Origin of the sequence: Salmonella sp. NW38 (assembly GCF_051807745.1) — a bacterium.
Taxonomy (GTDB): domain Bacteria; phylum Pseudomonadota; class Gammaproteobacteria; order Enterobacterales; family Enterobacteriaceae; genus Salmonella; species Salmonella enterica.
Map to the genome: position 1 here is coordinate 40,306 of NZ_JAMMTO010000011.1, position 19,450 is coordinate 59,755.

Consider the following 19,450-nt stretch of genomic DNA (forward strand, 5'->3'; position numbering starts at 1 on the left):
ATCCCTTATACAATGCGAAACGCATCCACCAGCACGCATCGACGCAGCCGCACAAAGGTACGCGCGCTGGTCACGCCTTCGCCGGTTGGCGTGGTGATGGTCATGGTGGTCCAGCCTTCTCCGCCCAATCCAAGCCCGGCAATGCACGGCCCGTTTTTGACGAAAATGCTGGTGTCGATGGCGTTCGCCATCTGGTTCATGTTGTCGATATTGCGCGAGTGCATCGCCGCCGTATGGTGGCAACCGCCTTCAAGCTGAACCGCCAGGGCGATGGCTTCTTCGACGTTGGCGACCCGCACCACCGGCAGTACCGGCATCATCATTTCAGTGACGGCAAACGGATGGTTAGCTGGCGTTTCCACAAACAGCAGGCGCGTTTGATCCGGGACGTTCAGGCCGATGGCTGCGGCAATCTTGCCCGCGTCACGACCGACCCAGTCACGGCTGACGGTGCCTTTGCCGCGCTCATCAATATTCTTCAGCAGCACCGGCTGGAGCTGTTCGGCCTGAGCGGCGGTCAGTTTCACCGCGTGCTGACCTTCCATCAGACGCATCAGCTCGTCGGCGACGCTATCCACCACAATCAGCACTTTTTCGTCAGCACAGATGATGTTGTTATCAAACGACGCGCCTTTGACGATGGATTGTGCAGCGCGAGGCAGGTCGGCGGTCTCATCCACCACCACCGGGGGATTACCGGCACCAGCGGCAATCAGGCGTTTATTAGTATGTTTGCGCGCCGCGTCCACCACCGCTTCGCCGCCGGTCACCACCAGCAGGCCAATACCGGGATACTTGAACAGCCGCTGGGCGGTTTCGATATCCGGGTTCGCCACGGTGACCAGCAAATTTTCCGGGCCGCCGGCGGCGACCACCGCCTGATTGAGGAGGGTGATTGCCCGCTGAGAGACCTTTTTCGCCGCCGGATGCGGAGCAAACACAACGCTGTTGCCTGCGGCAATCAGGCTGATGGCGTTATTAATCACCGTCGCCGCCGGATTGGTGGACGGCGTGACCGAGGCCACCACGCCCCACGGCGCATTTTCAATCAGCGTCAGGCCGTTATCGCCGGTCAGCACCTGCGGAGATAAACACTCGACGCCCGGCGTGCCGCGCGCCTGCGCCACGTTTTTAGCAAATTTATCGTCAACGCGTCCCATGCCGGTTTCGCTGACGGCAAGTTCCGCTAATTCTCGGGCGTGTTTTTCGCCCGCTTCGCGAATGGCATGAATGGCAAGCTGGCGCATCGCCACGCTCTTCAGCCCCTGCTGGGCCCGTTTTGCTGCCGCCACTGCGTCATCCAGGGAGGCAAAAACGCCCATCTCATGAACAGTGCTGTCCGGCTGGCTGCTGTCTTTCATTTTCAGCAGTACCGCTTTCACCACCTGTTCAATATCCTGTTGATTCATGATGTTCAGTCCTATTTATGGAAAACCACTTTCCCGCCAGCCACCACTTCATCGACGATGCCAATGACGCACAGATCGACCGGTGATAATTCGCTGCGATGCGCCTGGCGTGCGGAACTGCCGCTGACCAGCAGTACCCACTCTCCGGTTCCCGCCCCGATACTGTCGATAGCGACGGCACACTGCCCGTCGGGGTTGCCCTGGGCATCGATCATTTCCACCATCAGCAATTTGTCATGCGCCAGTCCCTGATGGCGGACGGTACATACGATTTGTCCTGTGACGACTGCCAGTTTCATATCCGCCTCCATGGATTGCCCGTTGGGTCGTAGGCCTTGAATCTGCGCACCATCAGGCAATGGCGCGCATTCATGCCGGATGGCGACGCTGCGCGTCTTATCCGGCCTACCATCAAATGTTGCTGTCGCCTTTGAAGCTGATCGGGAACACTTCTTCCAGATCGCCGTGCGGGCGTGGAATCACGTGTACGGAGACCAGCTCGCCAATGCGCTGCGCCGCAGCGGCGCCAGCATCGGTTGCGGCTTTGCACGCCGCCACGTCGCCACGTACCATGGCCGTACACAGGCCACCGCCAATCTGCTTCACGCCGACCAGCTTCACGCGTGCGGCTTTTACCATCGCATCTGAGGCCTCAATCAGCGCAACCAGGCCCCGGGTTTCAATCATTCCTAATGCTTCCATCGTGTTTTCCTCTCATTAAAGGGGTCCAGAACGGGACCGTTCATTCAACCAGTGTGTGTAAGCTGCGTTCGCGGCTCACGTCAGCCTGGCGCGGCACGGCTGCCACCAACGCCAGTTCGATAATTTCCTGCACGCTACAGCCTCGGGAGAGGTCGTGAAGCGGCGCGGCAAGCCCCTGAATTAGCGGCCCAACAGCGCGATAGCCTCCCAGACGCTGAGCGATTTTGTAGCCAATATTGCCCGCCTCCAGCGACGGGAAAATCATCACGTTGGCGCGGCCTTGCAGCGGGCTGTCAGGCGCTTTTTGCGCGGCGACCTCCGGTACGAAAGCGGCGTCAAACTGCAATTCACCGTCCACAAGCAGTTGCGGCGCACGTTCGCGAACGAGCTCTGTCGCCTGCTGCACGTTGGCAACATTGGGGTGACGGGCGCTGCCGTTGCTTGAAAATGACAGCATCGCCACGTGCGGCTCTTCGCCGGTAATGGCCCGCCAGGTGTCGGCGCTGGCGATAGCGATATCCGCCAGCTGCGCCGCCGTCGGCTGCGGCACTACGCTGCAATCGGCGAACCCTAATGCCCGACCGGCATACTGCGGCAGCATCAGGAAAATAGACGACAATGTTTTGCATCCGGGTTGCAGGCCAATCACCCGCAGCCCTGCGCGCAGCACATTCGCCGTTGACGACAGGTTGCCTGCGATACACACATCAGCCTCACCGGCGCTCACCATGGCGGCAGCGAACATTAGCGGGTCGCTAAGCTTTTCCACTGCGTCCGGCGGCGTTTTTTCTCCGGCACGGGCAAGCCAGCGTTGCGCAAAACGCTGGCGCATACTCAGGTTGCTGTGTGGGTCGATGACCTGAATGCCATCCATCGCCATACGATGACTCAGGGCAAACTGACGCAGCGCAAACGGACTGGCGACCAGAACGGGGCGAGCCAGACCGCACTGTTGCAGGTAATGCGCCGCTTTCAGCACGCGTTCGTCCAGCGCATCGGGAAAGACGACTCTGGCGGGGGCACGTACCGCCAGTTCGCGGGCGCGTTCAATGATCATGGCTTCTCTCCCAACCGTTGTTGAATTTGGGCGACCGTCAGCGGATGTTTCGCCACGCTCAAAATCATCATCACGTAAACCGTGCTGGAGAGACGGTTCAGCGCCTGTAAAATGTCCGGGCGCAAGACCTCAAAACTACGGGTAATAAACACTTGTGCGGCGAGGGTTTCCGTTTCACGGACTTTGGTTCGCAGCAGATTAAGCAGCGCCGCATCGCGACCGTGGCTGGCCTCCGGCACCAGGTGATCGTGGTCGAGATAGCGCAGCGGCTGGTGGGAAAGGCGATGCAGCTCATCCTCGTTCAGCCCGACGATAGACTGCGCCGCCAGCGGTTCATCTATAGCGTCGGCGCGCATAATGTTGCCCAGCCGCGAACGGATATCGAAAAGCCACGGCTGCCAGGGTTCCGCCAGTTCGATTTGTAGCCACACGGTCAGCGCGATGGCGCTGTCGAGCGCGGCGCGAAAGCCGAGGCGCGGGTCGCTTTTGGCGACCATTTTGTCCGCCGTCAGATGGGTCAGCGTATCGGGCTTTTTCACCACCGGCTGGCGGCACAGTTCACAGCAGGCCTGTGGGTGCGTATCGCTACTGGTTAAGCCATGTACCGGCTGCGGCTGCTGTTCGTCATCATCAACAAACAGCCGGCCTTGCTGATCCAGAAACTTAATGCGCAAGCGGCGGCTTTCCAGCAGTTCCCGGGCCGAGGGCGTCAGTCGTGCATCAGCGGGCAGATGGATTTCCGATCCTTCGCTGAGCGTGTGATTCGCTCTGAGCCACGTTTCGGTGATGAAATCGTTCATACGGATTGCCAGTTCGCAGGCCAGGCGACGTACAGAAAGCGCACAGTCGTCGGCGTGCCAAATTCAATGCTGGAGCCTTTAGGGATGAACATGACATCTCCGGCTTTGGCAATCATGGTTTCGCCTTCATGGCGTACGTGCAGTTCGCCCTCCAGCACCATGTCGATTTCGTCGTAGTTCAGCGTCCACGGGAAAAAGGCGTTGTCCCACTGCATAAACCCGGCGGCCATGCTGCTGCCGTCCTGCTCTGTAACCAGATCGGTTAAGCCGACGCAGTGCGGTTCGGCGCCGTCGAAGCGGCCAAATTTCACGCTGCTGCCGTCAATGACTTTCACGCCGCCTTTACCCGTGACGGAGGTAAAGCTCGGCTGCATCGTCCCCAGTTCCAGCGACTGCTTTTCCTTGAGCACTTTTTCCATCAGCTGCGCCACCAGGCTTTCAGTAAACTGCCCTTCCGGGAGCTGCGCGATGATGGCTTCCCGAATGCGCTGGCTTTCGCTTTTACACGCCTGCGCCGATGTGGATGCCGGGACGGACTCGTCGCATTCGGTAATCGTGAAGCCCAGTAGTTCCGCCACTTCGCGAGCCTCCGGGGTAATAATGCTGGCGCGCAGCACTACCGACATCGCCTGTTCGCCGCGGGCGTGGGCCGCACGAATATCGTTAGCTGTGATAAGTTTTTTCACCTGCCTCTTCCTCCTGTTCACTGAGAGCCGCCAGATAATCCACCAACTGCCGCACGCTTTGCGGGTCGTGACCGTTGAGCTCGAAAATCGGCTCCCGTAATCCAATCTCGCAAAGCAACTGCCGCGTAGCGGCGACGTCGGCATCCGGCATGTCCGTTTTGCTGATAACGGCGATATGTCGTTTACGGGTTCCAACATCCAATAACCCGGCAGGTAAGCGACTTTCTTTATCGTTTGCCGCGTGGACATAAATCAGCGTGTCCACATCCTGCAACGTGGTAATTAAGGCGTGATACCAACGGGGATGGCTAAAATATTCACCCGGCGTATCGATATCGCCATGATCATTAAATTCCACGGCCTGCGTTTTTCTGGCGAGGGAATAATTTCCCCGTAACGCGTTAAAAAGCGTTGTCTTTCCGGCACCGACCGCGCCGACAAAAGCAATACGTTTCATTACCGCCACCAATTAACTTTTTGTTAACTCACACAGGGTAAAGTTTAATAATCGCCCCAGCCCGCTGACCGTCTGTAATAGCGCTTCTTCTACTGCGCCGACGGTGCCATAAATCACCAGCGCGCCGCTAAATCTGTCGAGAAAAACGATGTGTACATCCGCAGCCTTCATCGCTAAATCGCCAGCAATCATGGCTGTTTCCCCCGGCGTTAAGGTCATAATGCCAATCGCGCCAGCATCGGGAACGCCGATCTTTTTCGCCAGTTCTTCACCAGGGTGCGCAATGAGATGCGCCAGCGTGACCTGTTTGCCCGGCACAAATTCCTGAATAATGCGTTCTTTATTCATTGCTCACCGTCTCCACTGAAACTGCCGTCATCGTGGCAATTTTTTGTCGGAGTAAATAACAAAATTCGGCAAGGTGATGTAAAAGGTGAGGTAGATCACTAAGAGAAAGAAAATAAAAGTGACTTCTGTCGAAGGTGTTAACGATAAATATCGTGGTACATCACATTTTCAGGCGTCATTCTGAATTTAAACCTGTTCCGCAATAAATACCCACCGGCTATTCTTTGCATTACTACTATTGATAAAAATAATGCGTATCACTCGATTTGTGCATAGTACAGATTCAGTGAAATAAGTAGGGGTAACGCAATAGGTTCCAGAATATCCCCACCCGAGCCTTTCATGCCATGGCGAAGCCCAGCGGCGCATAAAAAAAGCGCAGGAGAACCTGCGCCAGAAGAGAGAGTAATGCGTTATTAAAGCGGCGTGGTTTGCGCTTCAACTACCGCTAACGCCACCATATTCACGATACGGCGTACAGAGGCGATCGGCGTTAATACATGTACCGGTTTAGACACGCCCATCAGGACCGGGCCGACCGTGACGCCTTCGGAACTGGAGACGCGGAGTAAGTTGTAACTAATGCGGGCGGCTTCCATATTCGGCATCACCAGAATATTGGCGGCTCCCTTCAGCGGGCTATCCGGCATCCGGTCATTACGAATACTTTCCACCAACGCTGCATCACCGTGCATCTCACCGTCAATCATCAGATCGGGCGCTCGTTCGCGTACCCGCTCAAGGGTTTCGCGCATTTTGCTGGCGGACAGCGAATTTGAGGAACCAAAGTTAGAGTGCGACAACAGCGCGACTTTCGGCTCAATACCAAAGCGGCGAACGGTTTCCGCCGCCATTACGGTGATCTCCGCCAACTGTTCCGGCGTGGGATCTTCGTTAACATAAGTATCGGCGATAAAAGTGTTGCCGCTTGGCAGCAGTAAGGCGTTCATCGCCCCTGCCGTATGCACGCCGTCACGGTAGCCAAAGACGGCTTTCACGACGCTGAAATGCTCATGGTAGTCGCCGATGGTGCCGCAGATCATCGCATCCGCTTCCCCACGCTGCACCATGATCGCGCCAATGGCCGTATGGTTGCCGATCATCGCACGCTGCGCCTGTTCCTGAGTTACCCCGCGACGCTTCATGATCTGGTAATACTCGCTCCAGTACTCTTTGAAGCGCGGATCGGATTCATTATTCACGATCTCGAAATCAACGCCCGCTTTGATCTGTAGCCCCAGTTTCTGGATACGCATTTCGATCACGCTCGGACGTCCGATCAGGATGGGTTTCGCCAGCCCCAGGGTGATCAACTCCTGGGTTGCGTGCAGCACGCGCGCCTCTTCCCCTTCCGGCAGCACTACGCGCTTCGGATCTTTGCGTGCCTGCGAGAAGATCGGCTTCATGAACAGGTTGGTTTTGTAGACAAACTCGGTCAGTTTATCGATATAGGCATCAAAGTCAGCAATCGGGCGCGTCGCCACGCCGGAATCCATTGCCGCTTTCGCGACCGCCGGAGCGATTTTGACAATCAGACGCGGATCGAACGGTTTCGGAATAATGTATTCCGGCCCAAAGCTCAGGTCCTGATCGCCATAGGCCGAGGCCACCACTTCGCTCTGTTCGGCGTGCGCCAGCTCAGCAATCGCACGGACCGCCGCCAGTTTCATCTCTTCGTTGATCGCCGTCGCGCCGACGTCCAGTGCGCCGCGGAAGATAAACGGGAAGCACAATACGTTGTTCACCTGGTTCGGATAGTCGGAACGACCGGTACAGATAATGGCGTCCGGGCGCACTTCTTTCGCCAGCGGCGGCAGAATTTCCGGTTCCGGGTTAGCCAGCGCCAGAATCATTGGCGCGCGGGCCATTTTCTTCACCATCTCCTGAGTCAGCACTTTCGGGCCTGAACAGCCGAGGAAAATATCCGCGCCGTCAATGACCTCATCCAGCGTGCGCTTGCCGCTGTCGTCTACCGCATAGGCCGCTTTGGTCTCCGCCATATTCGGCTCACGGCCTTTGTAAATAACGCCCTTAGAGTCGCACACCACGATGTTGTGCTTTTGCATCCCCAACGCGACCAGCAGGTTCATACAAGCGATTGCCGCCGCCCCTGCGCCGGAGACGACCATCCGCACGTCGGAAATATTTTTCTCTACGACTCGCAGGCCATTAAGAATGGCGGCCGTACTGATGATCGCCGTTCCGTGCTGATCGTCATGGAAAACCGGGATGTTCATGCGCTCGCGCAGTTTCTGTTCAATATAGAAACATTCCGGCGCTTTAATGTCTTCGAGGTTAATGCCGCCAAAGGTCGGCTCCAGCGCCGCGACCACGTTGATAAATTTGTCCGGGTCAAGCTCATCGACTTCAATGTCAAACACATCAATGCCGGCGAATTTTTTAAACAGAACGCCTTTGCCTTCCATGACCGGCTTGCCGGCCAGCGCGCCAATGTTGCCTAACCCCAGCACCGCTGTACCGTTGGAAATGACCGCGACAAGGTTGCCGCGCGCGGTGTATTTGTAGGCTGCCAGCGGATCTTTTTCGATTTCCAGGCAGGGCGCCGCCACGCCTGGCGAGTAAGCCAACGCCAGATCGCGTTGGGTGGCAAGGGGCTTAGTCGGAGAAACCTGAATTTTACCGGGTACCGGAAATTCGTGGAAATCAAGGGCGCTTTGTTTTAACTGCTCATCCATCTTGTTGTTCCTTTCACGTATCGTTCAAAAAGTGACGCGGCCTGGTGCGCCGCACATTATCACCGTACTGCGCAACACAAACTTTGAAGGTCTGCAAACTATCACGACGCGGCGCAAGAGTTTGTTATCAACTTATAACGGCCATGTTACCTGCTTATACCAGCAATACCATGCCTGTCTGCTATGCTTTTTGGTTATGTAGTGTATCAATCTTTCAGAAGTGTGAATCAACACACTCATCTAACACTTTACTTTTCAAGGAGTATTTCCTATGAACCAGCTAGACGGCATCAAACAATTCACTACCGTCGTCGCCGACAGCGGCGACATCGAGTCCATCCGCCACTACCAGCCGCAGGATGCCACGACAAATCCCTCTTTACTGTTGAAAGCCGCCGGGCTTGAGCAGTATGGTCATTTGATTGAGGATGCGATTGCCTGGGGAAAAAAACACGGCGGTACGCAGGAACAGCAGGTTGCAGCAGCCAGCGATAAACTGGCGGTCAATTTTGGCGCGGAAATACTGAAAAGTATTCCCGGTCGCGTCTCCACTGAAGTCGACGCGCGGTTATCATTCGATAAAGAAAAAAGTATCGAGAAAGCGCGCCATCTGGTGGATCTCTACCAGCAGCAGGGTATTGATAAATCGCGCATTCTGATCAAGCTCGCCGCAACCTGGGAAGGTATCCGCGCCGCCGGGCAGCTCGAAAAAGAGGGCATTAATTGCAACCTGACGTTGTTGTTCTCTTTTGCCCAGGCGCGCGCCTGCGCCGAAGCGGGCGTCTATTTGATCTCTCCGTTCGTGGGCCGAATTTACGACTGGTATCAGGCGCGTAGTCCGCTGGAGCCGTATGTCGTGGAGGAAGATCCCGGCGTGAAATCGGTACGCAATATCTACGATTACTTTAAACAGCATCGCTATGAAACCATCGTGATGGGGGCAAGTTTCCGCCGTACTGAGCAAATCCTCGCGCTAACCGGCTGCGATCGACTGACTATCTCCCCTAACCTGCTTAAAGAGCTGAAAGAAAAAGAAGAACCGGTGATCCGTAAACTGGTGCCTTCCTCGCAGATGTTCCACCGTCCTACGCCAATGACGGAAGCGGAGTTCCGCTGGGAACATAATCAGGACGCGATGGCCGTAGAGAAGCTGTCGGAAGGTATCCGTCTTTTTGCCGTTGACCAGCGCAAACTGGAAGACCTGCTTGCCGCCAAACTATAAACCTTGCATGGAGTGATTTATGTCCCGTAAAGACCTTGCCAATGCGATTCGTGCGCTGAGCATGGATGCCGTTCAAAAAGCCAATTCCGGGCACCCCGGCGCGCCGATGGGGATGGCGGATATCGCTGAAGTGCTATGGAACGATTTTCTTAAACATAACCCCACCGATCCGACCTGGTATGACCGTGATCGTTTTATCCTTTCCAACGGTCACGCCTCCATGCTGCTCTATAGTCTGCTGCATTTAACCGGTTATGACCTGCCGCTGGAGGAGTTAAAAAACTTCCGTCAACTGCACTCTAAAACGCCCGGTCACCCGGAGATTGGCTATACGCCCGGCGTTGAAACCACCACCGGACCGCTGGGCCAGGGGCTGGCGAATGCCGTCGGGCTGGCGATTGCCGAGCGTACGTTAGGCGCACAGTTCAACCGGCCGGACCACGAGATTGTCGACCACTACACCTATGTCTTTATGGGCGACGGCTGTCTGATGGAGGGGATCTCGCATGAGGTGTGTTCGCTGGCTGGTACGCTGGGACTGGGCAAACTGATCGGCTTTTACGATCACAACGGCATCTCCATTGATGGCGAAACCGAAGGCTGGTTTACCGACGATACCGCCAAACGTTTTGAAGCCTACCACTGGCATGTCGTGCATGACATTGACGGGCACGATCCGGAGGCGGTGAAAAAAGCCATTCTGGAAGCCCAGAGCGTAAAAGACAAACCTTCGCTAATTATCTGTCGGACGGTGATAGGTTTTGGCTCGCCGAATAAAGCCGGGAAGGAGGAGTCGCACGGCGCGGCGCTGGGCGAAGAAGAGGTGGCGTTGACCCGCCAGAAGCTGGGATGGCATCATCCGGCGTTTGAGATCCCAAAAGAAATTTACCGCGCGTGGGATGGCCGTGAAAAAGGTGAGAAAGCGCAGCAGCAGTGGCAGGAAAAGTTTGCTGCTTATGAGAAGGCTTATCCTGAGCTGGCCGCAGAGTTTACCCGCCGGATGAGCGGCGGACTGCCGGAGACATGGGAATCCGCCACGCAAAAATTTATTAACGACTTGCAGGCTAATCCGGCCAAAATCGCCACCCGTAAAGCATCGCAAAATACGCTCAATGCCTACGGTCCCCTGTTGCCGGAACTGTTGGGCGGATCGGCGGATCTGGCGCCGAGCAACCTGACTATCTGGAAAGGTTCGACCTCGTTGAAAGAGGATCCGGCAGGTAATTACATCCACTATGGCGTGCGCGAATTCGGCATGACCGCCATTGCCAACGGCATCGCCCACCACGGCGGCTTTGTACCGTATACCGCCACGTTTCTGATGTTTGTCGAATATGCCCGTAACGCGGCGCGTATGGCGGCCTTAATGAAAGCCCGGCAGATTATGGTCTATACCCACGACTCCATCGGTTTGGGCGAAGATGGCCCGACGCACCAGGCCGTGGAACAACTGGCGAGCCTGCGCTTAACGCCAAACTTCAGCACCTGGCGTCCCTGCGATCAGGTTGAGGCGGCGGTCGGCTGGAAGCTGGCCATTGAACGTCAGCACGGGCCGACGGCGTTGATTCTCTCGCGGCAGAATCTGGCGCAGGTGGAACGCACGCCGGAACAGGTGAAAGCAATTGCTCGCGGCGGTTATATTCTGAAGGATAGCGGCGGCAAGCCGGATATCATTCTGATCGCTACCGGATCGGAAATGGAAATTACCCTCCAGGCGGCGGAAAAATTGACTGGCGAGGGGCATAACGTTCGCGTGGTGTCGTTGCCTTCAACGGATATTTTCGATGCGCAGGACGAGGCATATCGCGAATCAGTGCTACCGGCGCACGTGACCGCCCGCGTCGCGGTGGAAGCCGGTATAGCCGACTACTGGTATAAATATGTTGGCCTAAAAGGCGCAATTATCGGCATGACGGGATACGGTGAATCCGCCCCGGCTGACAAACTGTTCCCGTATTTTGGCTTTACCGTGGAAAATATTGTAGAAAAAGCCCGCCGGGTGCTGAACATCAAAGGCTAAGGCGAGCGTTAGCAACACAGACTTTGCGCAGTCTGCAGACCTGTTCTGTAGGCTGTGCAAAATTACTTCGTAGACCCAGGCGCATCTGACTGCCCGATGACGACCTCATCAATGGATTTATGGCACATCAGGCAAAAGGCCTTTTTTTTATGCGCCTGCAATGTTGAATCCCACGCCGCTGATCCGCCTTCTTTATTCACTTTTTCTCTTATCGCCGCCAGCCGATCTATTTCATAATAAGCGCTCAGGCAGCCACAATGGGGGCATAATACGGGGCCATTATTTATTTTCATACTATTTCCTGCTGTGGTGAGGCTATCGGGTAAAGTAACAATCCTACCGTAACGTAGCAATCTCTATACCATAAATGAAACCTCAATAGGTGTATCCCTATTCTGAAAAGGGGATAACAACCAGGATTCAACGCGTGATCCACAGCGTAGGCCAGGCATCCGGCCCGTGCCAGCTATCGCAGCTCGGTTCTTCGGCATAACGCACCAGACGAAAACGATCGCCATCATAACGCCAGCGCGTCTGGATACCGCAGTCGGTTAACCCCCGCCCTTTCGCCAACGTCACCAGCTCGCGCGTTTTCTCGTCAAAGAAGGCGTTCATCAACTCCATGTCATTACTTTCGACGCCGCGATTAAACGGCAGCCGCAAACGTACGGCGCGCGAGGCGAGCGTTTTTTTGCGTGAAACTACCCAGGCGAGATCAATGGTGTTATAGGCGCCGGCTTCGCAGTTAACAATCAATAACGCTTTATCATCCGTCAACGCGCTGACCTGCGTCTCGCGACGCAGCGGGTCAAGCGAACAGCGAATGCCGTTTACCCGCCATGCTGCGTAGTCCAGCAGATCGTCGCGTTCTTCCTCACTCAGCGGTACGGGCGTTGGATTAATCACGGCGATCCCCTTTAATGCCGGCGCCGGGGGCACGCTGAGCGGCGGTTCGTTTCCTTTTTCAATCCAGGCGGTTTCGCTACCCACACGTTTTTGTTGCGCGTCGATAAACAGTAATGCCGCTTTTAATCCCGCCAGCGAAAGCGTCTGAACGCCGTTTTTTAAGGTGATGGCCTGCGCATCCTGAATCGTCTGTAAAAATGCGGTGATGGTGGCAGGATCGCCGGTCATGAGATGCCAGGGCGACACGCGCCAGTGTGGACTGTTGAACGAAAGCGGTTTGCCATCCAGCAATAAGCGAGGCGCAATTGCGGCTTCTTTAGCGTCGGGCGGCGCCAAACCGCCGCGGTCGATACGCAGTACCGCATCGGTACGCGCCCCGGCGCTGCGGCTTAATGTCATCACCAGCCCATGATGTTCGCCAGTATTGCGCGCTACGCAAAAATTTTGGTTATTGCAGGTGACCTGCCAGTCGGAAAAAGTCCGTTGCGCTGGCGCAGCCCACAGTAGCTGGACCGGCAACAGGCCAAACAGACAAAAAAGAATAACGCGGTAGCGCATGAACGGAACAACCCCAGATTCAGAACAACACAGCTAAGGCGGTATCTTCCTTGCGCGCCTCAGGGTTCTCAATCAGATTTATCGGATTGGTCTTTTTTGTGTAAAGAAATATATTTCTTTTTTTTCAGTCCATTAGATGAGATGTCTGTAAATAGTTAAGCAATAACACGGTCTTACCGTCCCGAATCTCGCCTGAGCGCACCATTTCCAGCGCCCGGGAAAACGGCAGTTCAAGCACCTCAATCTCTTCGTCCTCCACGCCGCCGCCGATGCTGGCACGCTCGCTATCATGATATTCGGCAATGAAGAAATGAATCAGCTCCGTGACGCCGCCTGGCGACATATAAAGCTCAAATATCTTGCGTACCTCACCAACGTCATACCCTGTCTCTTCAATGGCCTCTTTACGGATACAGACCTCCGGCTCGTCGTTATCAAGCAGGCCAGCGCAGGTTTCAATTAACATACCGTCTTGATTACCGTTGACCCATGTCGCCACGCGAAACTGACGAACCAGAAGCACGGTTTTTTTAGTTGAGTTGTAAAGCAGAATGGTTGCGCCATTCCCGCGATCGTAAACTTCACGCTTGTGACGGATAACCTCACCATTACGACGGGTCAGGTCATAGGTAATGTTGCGCAGAGTAAAATAATTATCAGAAAGAATTTTATCCTTAATAAGCGTAATGGTTTGCGACATGCTGGCTCCAGGGTGTAAAAAGAGCATTAATATTACGCCGTGAGGTCGGTTTTGTCTGCTGAAGGGTTAATCCTTAACGCCGACTGAACAGATGTACAGCCATATTTTTCTGTCACTGCCATGACCATATTCTGCTTCTCCGGGCCGCAAAGTCCATGCTCGCGATATGATTTGACGGCCGGAGTGAGACTGAGGGAATCATCATGAAATTTACTCTCGTTGCGACGGTTCTACTGACGTTTTCCCTTTCAGCTTTTGCCGTTGAGTATCCGGTATTGACCACCGCGAGCCCTGATCAGGTGGGATTTGATAGCCAAAAACTTCACCGACTTGATGGCTGGATTCAAAATCAAATTGATGCCGGATATCCCAGTATTAATCTTCTGGTGATAAAAGATAATCATATTGTTCTACAAAAAGCCTGGGGCTATGCCAAAAAATATGACGGTTCCACGCTGTTAGCCCATCCCATTCGGGCGACCACTAACACGATGTATGACCTGGCTTCAAACACAAAAATGTATGCCACTAACTTTGCATTGCAAAAACTGGTGTATGAAGGGAAAATAGATGTCAATGATTTGGTATCAAAATACATCCCCGGCTTTAAGGATATGCCTGGGGATAAAATAAAAGGCAAAGATAAACTCCGCATTATTGATATTCTTCATCACGTCGCGGGCTTTCCTGCCGACCCACAATATCCTAATAAAAACGTCGCCGGTAAATTATTCTCACAGAGTAAAATCACTACTCTGGAGATGATTAAAAAGACGCCGCTGGAATATCAACCTGGGTCAAAGCATATCTACAGCGACGTGGATTATATGATTCTTGGTTTTATCGTTGAATCGATAACGGCAATGCCATTAGATCGCTACGTCGAAACCACCATTTATAAACCGCTCGGATTAAAACATACCGTCTTTAACCCGCTGATGAAAGGCTTCACGCCGCCGCAAATCGCCGCAACGGAACTACACGGCAATACGCGTGACGGCGTGATTCATTTCCCCAATATTCGCACCAATACACTATGGGGCCAGGTGCATGATGAAAAAGCCTGGTACTCAATGGGCGGCGTTTCAGGACACGCCGGACTGTTTTCTGACACCCATGATATGGCTGTGTTAATGCAAGTCATGCTCAATGGGGGCGGCTACGGTAACGTGAAGCTATTCGACGACAAAACGGTTGCGCAGTTTACTCGCCGATCGCCAGAAGACGCTACCTTTGGTCTGGGGTGGCGCGTTAACGGCAACGCCTCAATGACCCCCACGTTCGGGGTATTAGCCAGTCCGCAAACGTATGGACATACCGGATGGACCGGAACGCTGACGTCTATCGATCCGGTTAATCATATGGCGATTGTGATTTTAGGTAACAGGCCGCACTCGCCGGTAGCAAATCCTAAAGTGAATCCGAATGTTTTTGTCAGTGGATTATTACCTGCGGCGACGTATGGCTGGATTGTTGACCAGATATATGGTTCCTTAAAATAAAAATTAAGAGCCTGTCCCACCAGGCGTTATTGGCGCAGCCAGTTTGGACACGGACAGCGCGCAAAAACCGGAGCGTACACGTAGTACGTGAGGTTTGACTCGCTACGCTCGCCCTTCGGGCCGCCGCTAGCGGCGTTCAAAACGCTAACGCGTTTTGGCGAGCACTGCCCAGGACCAAAATGGCAAGTAAAATAGCCCTAATGGGATAGGCTCTAAGAAGGGATTCTGATAGCGTCCCTTCCTTCAATTTACACTCTATTTTCAATACTAAGATTGGCCTCATCAGGCCTGTTAAACGTCGCCCCGACGGGAAAATGTTTATCGCAGGGCGTCCAGCCCTGCGAGCGTCAACATTTCTGCAAACGGAGTAAGGTTAGCCAATAAGTTTAAGATTTTTTATCACTCAATCATTTAACCGTTCCAGGCCTTAACCGGCCTACAAATACGCTTATTTAGCTAACCAGTCGAGTATCCCCTGCGCTGCATGTCGGCCTTCTGCCATCGCCGTCACCACCAGATCGGCGCCGCGCACCGCATCGCCGCCGGCGAAAATTTTCGGGTTGGACGTCTGGTAACGAAACTCGCTCTCGACGCTGGCGGCAATACGTCCCCAGTTATCCACCTTCACGCCATGCGATTCGAGCCACGACATACCATGCGGATGAAAACCAAACGCCATAATGACCGCATCCGCCGGCATCACGAACTCGCTGTCCGGTACAGGTACCGGGCGGCGTCGCCCCTGACCATCCGGTTCGCCAAGCCGCGTACGCAAAAAGCGAATACCGCTGGCGCGCCCGTGCGTATCCAGCACCAACTCAACCGGCTGAACGTTAAATTCAAAGTTCGCGCCCTCTTCCCGCGCGTTTTTCACCTCTTTTTTCGACCCCGGCATATTGGCCTCATCGCGGCGATAAGCGCAGGTGACATTGGCAGCGCCATGACGCAGCGCCGTACGTACGCAGTCCATTGCGGTGTCACCGCCGCCCAGCACAACCACGTTAAGGCCCGCAGTATCAATAAACGGCTCGTCAGGCAACGCCGGAAGGCCCATCACCTGTTTGGTATTGGCGATGAGGAATGGCAACGCATCATATACCCCTGGCGCGTCTTCATTCGGTAAATCAGCCTTCATGGAACGATAGGTTCCTACCCCGACAAAGACGGCGTCATAACTCTCCAGCAGCGTCTCCAGAGAAATATCTTTCCCTACTTCGCAGTTAAGCTCGAAACGAATCCCCATCGCGCTGAAGATTTCCCGACGGCGCGCCAGCAGAGATTTATCCAGTTTGAAAGCCGGAATACCAAAGGTGAGCAAACCGCCGATTTCCGGATGGCGATCGTAGACGGTGGCGCTTACGCCATGGCGCGCCAACACGTCAGCGCAGGCAAGACCTGCCGGCCCCGCGCCGATAATCGCCACGCGCTTATCGCTCTTCTGTACGTCCGACAGGTCGGGACGCCAGCCTTTGCTCAGAGCGCGATCGGAGATATAGCGCTCAATGTTGCCGATGGTAACCGCGCCATACTCATCGCGGAGTGTACACGCGCCTTCACATAGCCGGTCCTGCGGACAGACGCGCCCGGTAATTTCCGGCAGGCAGTTGGTCTGGTGGGAAAGCTCTACCGCCGCATCAATATCGCCGGCTTTCACCAGTTCGATCCACTGGGGAATATGGTTATGCAGCGGACAGGTCCATTCGCAGATACTGTGTTCCCCGCATGTGAGGCAGCGGGACGCTTCACGCTCCGCCTGCGCGGCGCGAAACGGCAGATAAATTTCCTCAAAGGTGGTTTTACGCGCTTCAATCGCCAGTTTATCCGGTTCGCCGCGCGGCGGCGTCGCCTGCATACGCTCGACTTTGCTGCTTGCTGTCCCACTGTGTTGTGTATCCACGGTATGCCAGGGGCGAATCTCCTGCTGGGCGGTACGCAGCCGTCGCGTTTTAGCCAGACGGGTCAACGAGTCTTCGGTGACCAATTGCAGCGCATCCGCCGGGCAATTTTCCACACAGGCCGGACCCTGTTCACGTCCCTGGCACAGATCGCATTTATGCGCGCTGGCTTTGAACTGGTTTGGCGCGACGGGCGTCAATACCATCTGCATGGTGCCGAATGGGCAGGCGACGACGCAGGATTTACAGCCGATGCACTTCTGCGCATTGACCTGCACGCTGTCGTTAATATGCGCGATCGCGCCGTTCGGACAGCTACGGGCGCAGGGCGCATCTTCGCAATGGTGACATGTGACCGCGCTGCGCTGGTGCTGATGTTTGATGACAGTAATTCGGGGCTGATAGCGCTGTGACGTCAGGACATGGCGCTCATCATTGTGAGCCATTACGCAGGCGACCTCGCAGGCATGGCAGCCCAGACACTGCTGGCTATTGGCCATAATAAAACGATTCATGGCATCCTTCTGTTTTGGTTGTAAAAACCTTATTCTTTATATGAGCATTGTTATTAACTGACGAAGGCGGGGTCGGCAATGTTCATCTGCCCAGGAAGCACAACTATCTGTCCAGAACCTGTGGCAGATCAATTTATTTCAAAGCAAATGCAATTGCGATTCAGCTAAATGCGGGGAGTACCAGCGTGACGGTTAAACGCCCGGTCTCAGCCAGTCTGGCTAAGGCTTTTTTCTATATTGTGCTGTTGTCTATTCTGTCCACCGGCAGCGCATTACTGACGCTGACCAGCAGTTTACGGGATGCCGAAGCGATCAATATCGCCGGTTCGCTACGAATGCAGAGCTATCGGCTGGGTTACGATCTGCAAAGCCGTAGCCCGCAGATTAATGCGCATCGTCAACTTTTCCAGCACGCGCTCAACTCGCCGGTACTGCAAAATCTCAACGCCTGGTATGTGCCGCAGGCGGTGAAAACTCGCTACGCGCGCCTGCACGCCAACTGGCTGGAGATGAATAGCCGCCTACAGGACGGCGACATTGCCTGGTATCAGACCAATATCAACAATTATGTCGATCAAATTGATCTCTTCGTTCTGGCGTTACAGCATTACGCCGAGCGTAAAGTCATGCTGGTCGTCGCCATATCGCTGGCGGGCGGTATCGGCATCTTTACGCTGGTCTTTTTTACCCTACGGCGTATTCGCCAGCAGGTCGTTCGTCCGCTGAATCAACTGGTCACCGCCAGTCAGCGTATTGAACATGGTCAGTTCGCCCCGCTGCCGCTGGATACCAGCTTACCCAATGAGCTGGGATTGTTGGCGAAAACGTTTAGTCAGATGTCGAGCGAGCTGCATAAACTTTACCGTTCGCTGGAAGCCTCGGTGGAAGAAAAAACGCACGATCTGCACGAAGCGCATCGCCGCCTGGAGGTGTTATACCAGTGCTCCCAGGCGCTGAATACCAGCCAAATCGATGTCCACTGTTTTCGCCATATTTTGCAAATTGTCCGTGAACATGACGCCGCCTGGTATCTGGAGTTAACCGTGGGCGATAACTGGCGGATTAGCGAAGGCACGCAAAGCCCCGACCTGCCGATGCAAATGCTGCCAGTGACGATGCAGGACACGGTCTATGGCGAACTCCACTGGCAAAGCCCCAACGTTAATGCCTCTACGCCGCTGCTGAACAGCGTCTCCACGATGCTGGGGCGTGGTTTGTACTTTAATCAGGCGCAAAAACACTTCCAGCAACTTTTGTTAATGGAAGAGCGCGCGACGATTGCCCGTGAGCTACACGATTCGCTGGCGCAGGTACTTTCTTATTTACGTATTCAGTTAACGCTTTTGAAGCGCGCCATTCCAGAAGATAACGCCGGCGCGCAAAGCATCATGGCGGATTTTTCCAGAGCGCTGAACGACGCCTACCGTCAGCTTCGCGAGCTACTCACCACGTTCCGTCTGACGTTACAGCAGGCCGATTTACCCTCCGCATTGCATGAGATGCTGGAAGATTTACAGAGTCAGACCCCGGCCAAACTCACGTTGGATTGCCGTTTACCCACGCTGGCGCTGGATGCGCAAATGCAGGTGCATTTGTTGCAAATTGTGCGTGAAGCGGTCCTGAACGCCATTAAACACGCCAACGCGAGCGAAATCGCCGTGAGCTGCGTCACCGCGCCTGACGGCGATCATACCGTTTATATTCGCGATAATGGCATTGGTATCGGCGAACCGCATGAGCCTGCCGGACACTATGGTCTGAATATAATGCGTGAGCGCGCGGAGCGCCTTGGCGGCACGCTGAATTTTTCGCAACCCTCCGGCGGCGGCACACTGGTCAGTATCAGTTTTCGCTCCTCCAACAAGGAAGAGAGTCAGTTAACGTAAAGAACGGCAAATCGCCGGAAGGCCAGATGTCAGGCTTTCCGGCGTTGGCACAAAAAGTATGCTGTAAAAGCGCATGATAATTTACATTATC

Annotated in this window: 17 protein-coding genes; 4 read left to right on the forward strand and 13 right to left on the reverse strand. The window is 54.7% G+C overall.

Annotated features, from left to right (window positions below; all coding sequences use genetic code 11):
* Positions 1-5: 5 nt before the first annotated feature.
* The 9 genes from NA624_RS18405 to maeB form a co-directional block, all read right to left on the reverse strand.
* Positions 6-1,409: an aldehyde dehydrogenase family protein gene (locus NA624_RS18405; protein WP_001075649.1), complete on the reverse strand. Its 1,404-nt coding sequence runs from the start codon at positions 1,407-1,409 to the stop codon at positions 6-8.
* 11 nt (positions 1,410-1,420) lie between these two features.
* Positions 1,421-1,708: an ethanolamine utilization microcompartment protein EutN gene (eutN, locus tag NA624_RS18410; RefSeq protein WP_001522340.1), complete on the reverse strand. Its 288-nt coding sequence runs from the start codon at positions 1,706-1,708 to the stop codon at positions 1,421-1,423.
* 112 nt (positions 1,709-1,820) lie between these two features.
* Positions 1,821-2,111, reverse strand: coding sequence for an ethanolamine utilization microcompartment protein EutM (gene eutM / locus NA624_RS18415; RefSeq protein WP_000387716.1), 291 nt, complete (start codon positions 2,109-2,111; stop codon positions 1,821-1,823).
* A 40-nt stretch (positions 2,112-2,151) separates the two neighbouring features.
* Positions 2,152-3,168, reverse strand: coding sequence for a phosphate acetyltransferase (gene pta / locus NA624_RS18420; RefSeq protein WP_000582917.1), 1,017 nt, complete (start codon positions 3,166-3,168; stop codon positions 2,152-2,154).
* Complete coding sequence (gene eutT / locus NA624_RS18425; RefSeq protein WP_000997661.1) at positions 3,165-3,968, reverse strand: ethanolamine utilization cob(I)yrinic acid a,c-diamide adenosyltransferase EutT; 804 nt, start codon at positions 3,966-3,968, stop codon at positions 3,165-3,167. Before eutT ends, pta begins: the two co-directional genes overlap by 4 nt.
* Positions 3,965-4,654, reverse strand: coding sequence for an ethanolamine utilization acetate kinase EutQ (eutQ, locus tag NA624_RS18430; RefSeq protein ID WP_000733868.1), 690 nt, complete (start codon positions 4,652-4,654; stop codon positions 3,965-3,967). The genes eutT and eutQ overlap by 4 nt, the downstream gene beginning before the upstream one ends.
* Positions 4,632-5,111, reverse strand: a complete 480-nt coding sequence (gene eutP / locus NA624_RS18435; protein WP_439040281.1) for an ethanolamine utilization acetate kinase EutP — start codon at positions 5,109-5,111, stop codon at positions 4,632-4,634. The genes eutQ and eutP overlap by 23 nt, the downstream gene beginning before the upstream one ends.
* Positions 5,112-5,123: 12 nt before the next feature.
* A complete protein-coding gene (eutS, locus tag NA624_RS18440; protein WP_001031446.1) occupies positions 5,124-5,459 on the reverse strand; it encodes an ethanolamine utilization microcompartment protein EutS in 336 nt (111 codons plus the stop codon).
* A 416-nt stretch (positions 5,460-5,875) separates the two neighbouring features.
* Positions 5,876-8,155, reverse strand: a complete 2,280-nt coding sequence (maeB, locus tag NA624_RS18445; RefSeq protein WP_000344300.1) for an NADP-dependent oxaloacetate-decarboxylating malate dehydrogenase — start codon at positions 8,153-8,155, stop codon at positions 5,876-5,878.
* Positions 8,156-8,426: 271 nt separating this feature from the next.
* Here maeB and tal point away from each other — a divergent pair, with 271 nt between their 5' ends.
* Together tal and tkt are read left to right on the forward strand one after the other, a co-directional pair.
* Positions 8,427-9,377 carry a transaldolase gene (tal, locus tag NA624_RS18450; protein ID WP_001072443.1) on the forward strand — a complete coding sequence of 317 codons (951 nt, stop codon included), beginning with the start codon at positions 8,427-8,429 and terminating at the stop codon, positions 9,375-9,377.
* A gap of 19 nt (positions 9,378-9,396) precedes the next feature.
* Positions 9,397-11,397: a transketolase gene (tkt, locus tag NA624_RS18455; RefSeq protein ID WP_000087331.1), complete on the forward strand. Its 2,001-nt coding sequence runs from the start codon at positions 9,397-9,399 to the stop codon at positions 11,395-11,397.
* A 62-nt stretch (positions 11,398-11,459) separates the two neighbouring features.
* Here the strand turns inward: tkt and NA624_RS18460 are convergent, their stop codons facing one another.
* The 3 genes from NA624_RS18460 to nudK all read right to left on the reverse strand — a co-directional run bounded on the left by NA624_RS18460 (position 11,460) and on the right by nudK (position 13,561).
* Positions 11,460-11,690, reverse strand: a complete 231-nt coding sequence (locus NA624_RS18460) for a hypothetical protein (protein ID WP_000700636.1) — start codon at positions 11,688-11,690, stop codon at positions 11,460-11,462.
* 127 nt (positions 11,691-11,817) lie between these two features.
* Positions 11,818-12,861, reverse strand: a complete 1,044-nt coding sequence (locus NA624_RS18465; protein WP_001270669.1) for a DUF1176 domain-containing protein — start codon at positions 12,859-12,861, stop codon at positions 11,818-11,820.
* 124 nt (positions 12,862-12,985) lie between these two features.
* Entirely contained in the window at positions 12,986-13,561 is a 576-nt protein-coding gene (gene nudK / locus NA624_RS18470; protein ID WP_000084033.1) for a GDP-mannose pyrophosphatase NudK, read from the reverse strand.
* 203 nt (positions 13,562-13,764) lie between these two features.
* Between nudK and pbp4b the strand changes: the two genes are divergently transcribed.
* Entirely contained in the window at positions 13,765-15,063 is a 1,299-nt protein-coding gene (pbp4b, locus tag NA624_RS18475; protein ID WP_000673291.1) for a penicillin binding protein PBP4B, read from the forward strand.
* A 448-nt stretch (positions 15,064-15,511) separates the two neighbouring features.
* On the opposite strand, the gene aegA is transcribed toward pbp4b, so the two are convergent.
* Positions 15,512-17,473 (reverse strand): formate-dependent uric acid utilization protein AegA, encoded by a 1,962-nt coding sequence (aegA, locus tag NA624_RS18480; protein WP_001078934.1) that lies wholly within the window; start codon positions 17,471-17,473, stop codon positions 15,512-15,514.
* 185 nt (positions 17,474-17,658) lie between these two features.
* On the opposite strand from aegA, the gene narQ reads away from it, so the two are divergent.
* The gene (gene narQ / locus NA624_RS18485) at positions 17,659-19,359 is read left to right on the forward strand and encodes a nitrate/nitrite two-component system sensor histidine kinase NarQ (RefSeq protein ID WP_000216814.1); all 1,701 of its coding nucleotides are present in this window, start codon (positions 17,659-17,661) and stop codon (positions 19,357-19,359) included.
* Positions 19,360-19,450: the final 91 nt, after the last annotated feature.

Bases quoted from the DNA above. Each gene is read 5' to 3' on its own strand.
- NA624_RS18405 (WP_001075649.1), bottom strand. From the start codon at position 1,409: ATGAATCAACAGGATATTGAACAGGTGGTGAAAGCGGTACTGCTGAAA.
- eutN (WP_001522340.1), bottom strand. From the start codon at position 1,708: ATGAAACTGGCAGTCGTCACAGGACAAATCGTATGTACCGTCCGCCAT.
- eutM (WP_000387716.1), bottom strand. From the start codon at position 2,111: ATGGAAGCATTAGGAATGATTGAAACCCGGGGCCTGGTTGCGCTGATT.
- pta (WP_000582917.1), bottom strand. From the start codon at position 3,168: ATGATCATTGAACGCGCCCGCGAACTGGCGGTACGTGCCCCCGCCAGA.
- eutT (WP_000997661.1), bottom strand. From the start codon at position 3,968: ATGAACGATTTCATCACCGAAACGTGGCTCAGAGCGAATCACACGCTC.
- eutP (WP_439040281.1), bottom strand. From the start codon at position 5,111: ATGAAACGTATTGCTTTTGTCGGCGCGGTCGGTGCCGGAAAGACAACG.
- eutS (WP_001031446.1), bottom strand. From the start codon at position 5,459: ATGAATAAAGAACGCATTATTCAGGAATTTGTGCCGGGCAAACAGGTC.
- maeB (WP_000344300.1), bottom strand. From the start codon at position 8,155: ATGGATGAGCAGTTAAAACAAAGCGCCCTTGATTTCCACGAATTTCCG.
- tal (WP_001072443.1), top strand. From the start codon at position 8,427: ATGAACCAGCTAGACGGCATCAAACAATTCACTACCGTCGTCGCCGAC.
- tkt (WP_000087331.1), top strand. From the start codon at position 9,397: ATGTCCCGTAAAGACCTTGCCAATGCGATTCGTGCGCTGAGCATGGAT.
- NA624_RS18460 (WP_000700636.1), bottom strand. From the start codon at position 11,690: ATGAAAATAAATAATGGCCCCGTATTATGCCCCCATTGTGGCTGCCTG.
- NA624_RS18465 (WP_001270669.1), bottom strand. From the start codon at position 12,861: ATGCGCTACCGCGTTATTCTTTTTTGTCTGTTTGGCCTGTTGCCGGTC.
- nudK (WP_000084033.1), bottom strand. From the start codon at position 13,561: ATGTCGCAAACCATTACGCTTATTAAGGATAAAATTCTTTCTGATAAT.
- pbp4b (WP_000673291.1), top strand. From the start codon at position 13,765: ATGAAATTTACTCTCGTTGCGACGGTTCTACTGACGTTTTCCCTTTCA.
- aegA (WP_001078934.1), bottom strand. From the start codon at position 17,473: ATGAATCGTTTTATTATGGCCAATAGCCAGCAGTGTCTGGGCTGCCAT.